This is a genomic window from Allobosea sp. 01N443 (genome assembly GCF_056399325.1).
In genome coordinates this window covers 1-8,726 of record NZ_JBFTRC010000223.1, presented here as the reverse complement: position 1 = coordinate 8,726, position 8,726 = coordinate 1, and the positions used below count along the sequence as shown (strand labels likewise).

Genomic DNA, 8,726 nt, shown 5'->3' with positions numbered 1-8,726 from the left:
GCTCTCGGTCAGCTTCACGCCGACCCGCCGCTCGGCCTGCAGCAACTCGAACAGCGTTTCCTTCTCGGTGTGATCGGGCTGGGCCGGATACCCCGGCGCCGGCCGGATGCCGCGATATTCCTCGCGGATCAAATCTTCATTGGCGAGATTCTCGTCGGGGGCATAACCCCAGAACTGCGTGCGAACGAGCTGGTGCATGCGTTCGGCCATCGCCTCGGCGAAGCGGTCGGCCAGCGCCTTGACCATGATCGAGCGGTAATCGTCGTTGTCGCGGGCGAATTTCTCGGAGATGCGTTCCTCCTCCGCTCCCGCGGTCACCACAAAGGCGCCGATATAGTCAGGCCGCTCGATGCCATCGGGCGCGACGAAGTCCGAAATGCACATGTTGGGCTTGCCGTCGCGCTTCGAAAGCTGCTGACGCAAGCCGTGGAAGGTCGCCAGCGTGTCCTGGCGGCTCTCCCCGGTATAGAGCCGGATATCGTCCCCGACGGCGTTGGCAGGCCATAAGCCGATCACCGCCTTGGGATTGAACCAGCGCTCCTCGACGATGCGCTTCAGCATCGCCTGCGCATCGTCCCAGAGCGCGCGTGCCGCCTCGCCCTGCTTCTCGTCCTGCAAGATCGCAGGGAAGCGTCCCTTCATCTCCCAGGTCTGGAAGAACGGCGTCCAGTCGATCACCGGCACGAGATCGGCGATGTCATAGGTCCGGAACACGCGCGTGCCGAGGAAGCTCGGCTTTGGTGGGGTGTAGTTCGCCCAATCCGCCTTGAAGGCATTCGTCCGCGCCTTCACCAGCGGCAGGCGCTGCTTGTCGGCCTCGGAGCGGCGATGGGCGGCGGCGACCTTGGCGTACTCGCCCCTGACGCCCTCGATATAAGCCGGCTTTTGGTCCTGCGAGAGCAGGCTCGAGACGACGCCGACGGCGCGCGATGCGTCGGTGACATAGACCGTCTGCCCCTGGCTATAGGCCGGGTGGATCTTCACCGCCGTATGCACGCGGCTGGTCGTTGCGCCGCCGATCAGGAGCGGAATGTCGAAACCCTCGCGCTCCATCTCGGAGGCGACGGTGACCATCTCGTCGAGGGAAGGCGTGATCAGGCCCGAGAGGCCGATGATGTCGACCTTCTCCTTGCGCGCGACATCGAGGATCTTCTGCGTCGGCACCATCACGCCGAGGTCGATGACCTCGTAGTTATTGCACTGGAGCACGACGCCGACGATGTTCTTGCCGATGTCATGGACATCGCCCTTCACCGTCGCCATCAACACCTTGCCGGCGGCCGAACGCTCGGAACCACCGTTCAGGCGCTTCTCCTCCTCCATATAGGGCATGAGATAGGCCACCGCCTGCTTCATCACGCGGGCCGATTTCACCACCTGCGGCAGGAACATCTTGCCGGCGCCGAACAGGTCRCCGACCACGTTCATGCCGKCCATCAGCGGCCCTTCGATGACATGGAGCGGCTTCTCGGCTGCGGCGCGGGCCTCCTCGACATCGGTGTCGATGAAGGCGGTGATGCCGTTGACCAGCGCGTATTCCAGCCGCTTTGCGACCGGGTTATCGCGCCAGGCCATGTCCTTGCCGGAAATCGAAACCGAACCGTCGCCCTTGAAGCGCGGGGCGGCATCGAGCAGTCGCTCGGTCGAATCCTTGCGACGGTTGAGGACGACATCCTCGCAGAGCTCGCGCAGTTCGGGATCAAGGTCGTCATAGGAGCCGAGCTGGCCCGCATTGACGATGCCCATGTCCATGCCGGCCTTGATGCAATGGTACAGGAACACCGAATGCATCGCTTCGCGGACCTTCTCGTTGCCGCGGAACGAGAAGGACAGGTTCGAGACGCCGCCCGAGATATGGGCATGCGGCAGGGTCTCGCGGATCGCCCTGGTCGCCTCGATGAAGTCGTTGCCGTAGTTGTCGTGCTCCTCGATGCCGGTCGCGACGGCAAAGATGTTGGGATCGAAGATGATATCCTCGGGCGGGAAGCCGATCTGCTCGGTCAAGAGCTTGTAGGCCCGCGTACAGATCTCGATCTTGCGTTCGAAGGTGTCGGCCTGGCCGGTTTCGTCGAAGGCCATCACCACCACCGCCGCGCCGTAGTTGCGGCAGATACGGGCGTGATCGAGGAAAGCCTCCTCGCCTTCCTTCATCGAGATCGAATTGACGATCGGCTTGCCCTGGATCGTCTTCAGGCCGGCTTCGATGACGTGGAACTTCGACGAGTCGACCATGATCGGCACGCGGGAGATGTCCGGCTCCGAAGCGATCAGATTGCAGAACTCGGTCATGGCCTTCTCGGAATCGAGCAGGCCTTCGTCCATGTTGATGTCGATGACCTGCGCGCCATTGGCGACCTGGTCGCGTGCCACATCCAACGCTGCGGCGAAGTCGCCTTCCTTGACCAGCTTGCGGAAGCGGGCCGAGCCGGTGACGTTGGTGCGCTCGCCGACATTGACGAAAGGAATGGTCTCGTCGAGCGTGAAAGGCTCGAGCCCAGCCAGCCGCAGATAGCGCTTGATCTCCGGCACGGCGCGCGGCGGCTTGCCCGCGACGGCTTCCGCAATCGCGCGGATATGGCCGGGCGTGGTGCCGCAGCAGCCGCCGACGACATTGACGAGCCCGGCATCGGCGAACTCAGCGAGCATTCCGGCCGTCGCTTCGGGGCTTTCGTCATACATGCCGAATTCATTGGGCAGGCCGGCATTCGGATAGGCGCAGATCAGCGTATCGGCAACGCGCGACAGATCCTTGATATGCGCCCGCATCTCGCGCGCGCCGAGCGCACAGTTGAGACCAACCGTCAGCGGCGCGGCATGGCGGATCGCATTCCAGAACGCCTCCGTGGTCTGGCCCGAGAGCGTGCRCCCCGAAAGGTCGGTGATCGTGCCGGAGATCATCACCGGCAGGCGCAGGCCCTTCTCGCGATAGACCTCCTCGATCGCAACGATCGCAGCCTTGGCATTGAGCGTGTCGAAAATGGTCTCGACCAGTATCAGCTCGGAGCCGCCATCGATCAGGCCACGCACCTGTTCGGCATAGGATTCGCGCACCTGATCGAAGGTCACCGCGCGGAAACCCGGATTGTTCACATCCGGCGAGATCGAAAGCGTACGGTTCGTCGGCCCAATCGCGCCGGCAACGAAACGACGGCGCCCATCGACCTTCTGAGCGAGAGCGGCCGCTTCGCGCGCGAGCTTCGCCGAGGCGACGTTCAGCTCATAGGCGAGCGCCTCCATGCCGTAATCGGCCTGGGCGATCTGCGTCGACGAAAACGTGTTGGTTTCGACGATATCGGCACCCGCCTGGAAATAGGCGAGGTGGATTTCGCGAATGGCGTCCGGCTGGGTCAGGACCAGCAGGTCGTTATTGCCCTTGAGATCGTGGTTCCAGCCCTTGAAGCGCTCGCCGCGAAACTCTGCTTCCGAGAGCTTCAGGTTCTGGATCTGCGTCCCCATCGCACCGTCGAGCACGAGGATGCGCTCGGACGCGGACTGGCGAAGCGCGCGCTCGATCTCGATGCCATCGACCTGGCTGGGATTGTAGTCTGACATCGCGAACGCCTTCGTCATGAAACTCTGCTCGTATGGTCTTCCCGTCATTGCGAGGAGCAAAGCGACGGAGCAATCCAGAGGCCACTGAAGACAGGCTGGATCGCTTTGCTCCCAATGACGGCTGGCACGCTACTCCGCGGCCGCCTGCTGCGGCGCGGCCCTGTCGGGCTTCAAGCCGACAAGATGGCAGATCGCATAGACCAGGTCGGCCTTGTTCATCGTGTAGAAATGCAGGTCGGAGACGCCACGGTCGATCAGGTCGAGCACCTGCTCGGCGCAAACCGCAGCCGCCACGAGCCGGCGCGTCGCGGCGTCGTCTTCCAGGCCCTCGAACCGATCGGCCAGCCATTGCGGCACGCTCGCGCCCGTCTTGGTGGCGAAGCTCGCCGTCTGCTTGAAATTCAGGACGGGGACGATTCCGGGCAGGATCGGGATATCGATCCCCCGAGCCCTGACCTTGTCGAGATAGCGGAAATAGACGTCGTTATCGAAGAAGAACTGAGTGATCGCCCGGGTCGCACCGGCATCGACCTTCTTCTTCAGGGCATCGATATCGGCATCGAGCGAGGCCGCTTCCGGATGCTTTTCGGGATAGGCCGAGACTGTCACCTCGAAATCGGCGGCGCGCCGGATCCCGGCGACCAGATCAGAGGTCTGGTGATAGCCCTGCGGGTGCGGCTCGTAGACCGTTCCCAGTCCACCGGCCGGGTCACCGCGCAGCGCCACGATATGGCGCACGCCGGCCGCCCAATAGGAGCGGATCACGTCGTCGACCTCGGCGCAGGTGGCGGAAACGCAGGTCAGGTGCGCCGCCGGCTTCAGCCGGGTCTCGTCAACCATGCGCTTGACGGTGTTGTGGGTGCGTTCTCGCGTCGAACCGCCGGCACCATAGGTCACCGACACGAAGGTGGGTCCAAGCGGCTCGAGACGGTGCACGCTCTCCCAGAGTGTCGTCTCCATCTCCGCTGTCTTCGGAGGAAAGAACTCGAAAGAGACGCTGGGCCGGCGGGTGCCGTGCCGGCTGGGGCGAAACGCATTCATCAGGCCACCTCGAAACTGGAATTCTGACGCAGCGGGAAATCCCCCTGCACGCGCCGGTCACGTCCACGCCAGAGCATCACGGAGAGTTGGCCGGACGCCCCCTCGGCCGAGGTCACCTCTTCGGAGAGATCGCAGCTCAATCCTGCCTCCGCGAACCAGCCGGCGATCTGGGCCCGCGAGAAACCGAGCCGGCGATGCGCGTGCTCGGTTCGCAGGAACTCCATCTCGTGCGGCGCGAAATCGACCACGATCAGCCGGCCGCCGGGGGCGAGCATCGCGGCCGCCTCGCGCAGTGCGCGGCCGGGGTCATCGAGGAAATGCAGAACCTGATGGATGATCACCAGATCGAAGGCCCCGCGTGCGAAAGGCAAGGCGTGAATATCGCCCTGTCGCAGCTCAACCCGGGACAGCCCGGCCTTCTCGAGATTGGCGCGCGCCACGGCGAGCATGGCATGGCTGGCATCGACACCGATGGCACGGCCGAATTTTGGGGCGATCCGCTCCAGCATCCGGCCCGTCCCCGTGCCGAGGTCGAGCATCGCGCCGGAAGAGCCCTCCCCGGCAGCCGCCTCGACGGCCGCCTCGACAGCATCGTCGGGGACATGCAGCGACCGCAGCCGGTCCCAGTCCCGAGCCACGCTGGCGAAATAGGACTGCGCCGCCTCGGCGCGCGTGGAGCGAACGGCAGCGAGCCTCTCGCGGTCCGCGGCGAGTTCAGGATCCGCCCGATCGAGCCACGCAGCCAGGGAGGCCGCGAAGGCGCCGCCCGCTCCCGCTTCGTCGAGCCGGAAGAAGGCCCATGCCCCCTCACGATAGCGACGAACCAGCCCGGCCTCGGCGAGGAGCTTGAGATGGCGGGAAATGCGGGGCTGAGACTGCCCGAGAATATCTGTCAGATCCGAAACGGAGAGCTCGCCCTCCGCCAACAGAGCCAGGATGCGCAGCCGTGTCTCCTCGCCGGCCGCGCGCAGGCCCGCAAGCAAGGATGACGAGGACAGCGTCGTGGGTTGGCGCAAAGGATCAGCCTTCGAAATTCAGAAAAACATATAAAGATATCTTTATGTCAAAAGAGGAGAAAGAGCAAGCACCTTCCTCGCGCCAGCGAGATCCCGCCCCCCTGTCAGCCAATGTTGGCACCACTCAGCGCCRCATCGCCGCTTCAAGCGCTGTGTAGATGCGCGGGTCAGACGATTGCGAGACGTTGAAGCGCAGGAATCGTCCCGCCGTTAGCGACACGCTGAAGGCATTTCCGGGGGCCAGGACGATATTCTCCGCCAGCACGCGCTGCGCGATCTCGGCGGCATCCAGCCCGTCCGGCAGGCGACACCACAGGAACATGCCTGCACGCGGCTCGATCCACGGCTCGATTCCGATAGCCTTCAACCGCGCGCAAGTCTCCGTCATGGCGCGCCCCAACCGCCCACGCAGCCCGTCCATATGCTTGCGATAGGTACCATCCTTCAAGGCGCCCAGTAAAAACTCCGCCGAGACCCGACTGGCTCCGAAGGACGTGGCGATCTTGAGATCGGTCAGCCCCTCGATCCAGTCGCGTCGCGCCGCGATGAAGCCACATCGCAGCGAGGCCGACAGCGTCTTGGAGAAGCTGCCGATATGCACGACCCGATCGAGGCCATCGAAGGCGGCAAGCCGCGGCGCCGGTTCCAACTCGAAATCGGCAAAGATATCGTCCTCGATGATCGTCAACCCTGACTGCTCAGCCAATTTGAGCAGCCGATGCGCAATCACGGGAGACAGCACGGCTCCCGTTGGATTGTGCAACGCGGAATTAGTGACGTAGAGCCGTGGCCGATGCGCGGCGAGCACCTGTTCGAAGCGCACGATATCGGGGCCGTTCGGCGTATAGGGAACGCTGACGACCTTGGCTCGATGAGCCCGCAGCAGGGCCTGGAAGTTGAAGTAGCAGGGGTCGTCGACCACCACCGTATCACCCGGTTCGATCAGGAAGCGACAGATCAGATCGATGGCCTGGGTTCCGGACTCGGTCAGCACGATCTGGTCCGGCCCGGCCTCGATGCCATGCTCCGCCATGCGCCGGGCGAGTAGATGGCGCAACGGCAACAGCCCGAGCGGCGTGCCATAATCGGCCAACGTGGAGGCATCGGCGCGTGAGAGCGATCGCAGTGTTCTGCGCAGGCTTTCCTCCGGCAGCCATGATGCGGGAAGCCAGCCGCAGCCGGGCTTCAGGAAATCCTCGCCGGCCTCCAGCGATTGTCGCGAGACCCAGAGCGGATCGACTGCACGGTCGAGACGCGGCCCGATCTCCGCCAGCGACAGGGGTGGCAGATGCCCCGCGACATAGAAGCCCGAGCCGCGGCGCGAGCGGATCGCCCCCTCTGCGGCAAGCCGGTCATAGGCCTCGACCACCGTCGACTTCGAGACGCCCATCGTTTMGGCAAAGGCGCGGATCGAGGGCAGCCTGGCCCCCGGAGCCAGCACCCGCCTTGCCATGCGCTGGCGAACAGCYTGCATGACACGCCCGACAAGCGTGCCGTCATCGTCCAGGAGTGTCACGCAATCACCTAATTGTATTGCCTCTTGCAGCATGACAGTTTGCACCAACTGTCATGCACCGTCTCTGGCAAAGGATGCAGATCCCGGCGAATGCAGGCCGCGAACGGAGACTTCCTGATGGACAAGAGCATGAGCGGTTGGATCAACGGCTTTCTCGGCGTGCTGATCTTCAGCGCTTCGCTGCCAGCAACACGTGTTGCCGTGGTCGATCTCGACCCCGTTTTCCTGACCGCAGCACGCGCCGCAATCGCCGGCCTGCTGGGCCTGTGCCTGCTTCTCGCCTTCCGGCAAACGCGACCGCAACGGAGCGACCTTCTCCCGCTGATTGTGGTCGCGCTGAGTGTTGTCGTCGGCTTTCCGCTCCTGACGGCGCTGGCGCTGAAACATGTCAGCTCGGCTCACTCGATCGTCTTCATTGGCCTTCTGCCGCTGGCAACGGCGAGCTTCGGCGTCCTGCGCGGCGGCGAACGTCCCCGCCCGGTCTTCTGGCTGTTCTCCTGCCTGGGCAGCGCTCTTGTCGCCGGATTTGCGATGACCCAGGGCTTTGTCGCCTCCCCGGTCGGAGATCTGCTGATGCTCGCCGCGGTCATCATCTGCGGCCTCGGTTACGCCGAGGGAGCGCGACTGTCGCGAAAGCTCGGAGGCTGGCAGGTGATTTCCTGGGCGCTGGTGCTCTCCCTGCCGGTCATGGTCACGCTCAGCGCGTTGACCCTTCCGGCCTCGTTTGCCGATGTCGGCCGGCCGGCCTGGATCGGCCTGGCCTATGTCTCGGTGTTCAGCATGCTGGTGGGGTTCGTGTTCTGGTATCGCGGCCTGGCACAGGGCGGTATCGCCGCCGTCGGACAGCTGCAATTGCTGCAGCCCTTCTTCGGGCTGATGCTCGCCGCTCTGTTGCTGCATGAGGCCGTGAGCTGGCCGATGGTCGCCGTTAGCGCCGGCGTGGCACTTTGCGTGGCAGGCGCCAAGCACTTCGCACGGTAAGCGCACGCACGGCCATCCGTGCCATGCACCCCGGCACTTGCGAGATCTGGAGCCAGCCCCACATCCCGTCAGTGAATGGGCCGCGCGCGACCGCCCATCATAGCGGCCGTTTCAAGGGTCGCTATGAGCGCGCGAGGCCCGAGAGGTCAGAGCAGCTGGAGCGAGCCTGCCGCCGTTTTGCCGCGTTCGGTTTTCAGATCGAACGAGACTTTCTGTCCTTCCGTCAGAGTCATCAGGCCCGCTTCTTTCACGGCTGTGATGTGTACGAACACATCCTTGCCGCCATCTGAAGGCTGAATGAATCCGAAGCCCTTCTCAGTATTGAACCATTTCACGGTTCCGGTCGCCATAGCCGCATCCCCTGAAGCCAGCTTCTTGCGGATCTTCGGATGCATGCATCCGAATGCCCGACCAGAGGAGGATTGACCGAAAATGCAAAGATGTCGAGGCCAATCGTCAAGCAGGAGCGTCTGGCGATGACTATGGCTTAATCACCTCAAACTGTGTCTTCGCCTCCGCCAACGCGGAACCGCCAAGATAAACCTCGAACAGACCCGGCTCGACAACATAACGTCCGGTGTCGTCGTGGTATCCCAGCTTCTGGGCCTCCAGCTTGAAAC

6 protein-coding genes are annotated in these 8,726 nt (G+C 63.9%); 1 reads left to right on the top strand and 5 read right to left on the bottom strand.

From position 1 onward, the window contains the following. The 4 genes from metH to AC1DRP_RS32090 form a co-directional block, all read right to left on the bottom strand. A partial coding sequence (gene metH / locus AC1DRP_RS32105) for a methionine synthase (RefSeq protein WP_476770609.1) occupies nt 1–3,552 on the bottom strand: 3,552 nt, incomplete at its 3' end. A 129-nt stretch (nt 3,553–3,681) separates the two neighbouring features. After that, on the bottom strand, nt 3,682–4,593 hold the full coding sequence (metF, locus tag AC1DRP_RS32100; RefSeq protein ID WP_476770607.1) for a methylenetetrahydrofolate reductase [NAD(P)H]: 912 nt from the start codon (nt 4,591–4,593) through the stop codon (nt 3,682–3,684). Beyond that, a complete protein-coding gene (locus AC1DRP_RS32095) occupies nt 4,593–5,609 on the bottom strand; it encodes an ArsR/SmtB family transcription factor (protein WP_476770606.1) in 1,017 nt (338 codons plus the stop codon). The genes metF and AC1DRP_RS32095 overlap by 1 nt, the downstream gene beginning before the upstream one ends. 124 nt (nt 5,610–5,733) lie before the next feature. Next, nucleotides 5,734–7,083, bottom strand: a complete 1,350-nt coding sequence (locus AC1DRP_RS32090; protein ID WP_476770608.1) for an aminotransferase-like domain-containing protein — start codon at nt 7,081–7,083, stop codon at nt 5,734–5,736. Nucleotides 7,084–7,242: 159 nt separating this feature from the next. Between AC1DRP_RS32090 and AC1DRP_RS32085 the strand changes: the two genes are divergently transcribed. Continuing rightward, a complete protein-coding gene (locus AC1DRP_RS32085; protein WP_441489336.1) occupies nt 7,243–8,106 on the top strand; it encodes a DMT family transporter in 864 nt (287 codons plus the stop codon). A gap of 146 nt (nt 8,107–8,252) precedes the next feature. Here AC1DRP_RS32085 and AC1DRP_RS32080 read toward each other — a convergent pair whose 3' ends face one another. Continuing rightward, a complete protein-coding gene (locus tag AC1DRP_RS32080; protein ID WP_043233603.1) occupies nt 8,253–8,456 on the bottom strand; it encodes a cold-shock protein in 204 nt (67 codons plus the stop codon). Nucleotides 8,457–8,726: the final 270 nt, after the last annotated feature.

Excerpts from the sequence above, each read along its gene's own strand:
- metF (WP_476770607.1), bottom strand. The coding sequence starts at position 4,593 with ATGAATGCGTTTCGCCCCAGCCGGCACGGCACCCGCCGGCCCAGCGTC.
- AC1DRP_RS32085 (WP_441489336.1), top strand. The coding sequence starts at position 7,243 with ATGGACAAGAGCATGAGCGGTTGGATCAACGGCTTTCTCGGCGTGCTG.
- AC1DRP_RS32080 (WP_043233603.1), bottom strand. The coding sequence starts at position 8,456 with ATGGCGACCGGAACCGTGAAATGGTTCAATACTGAGAAGGGCTTCGGA.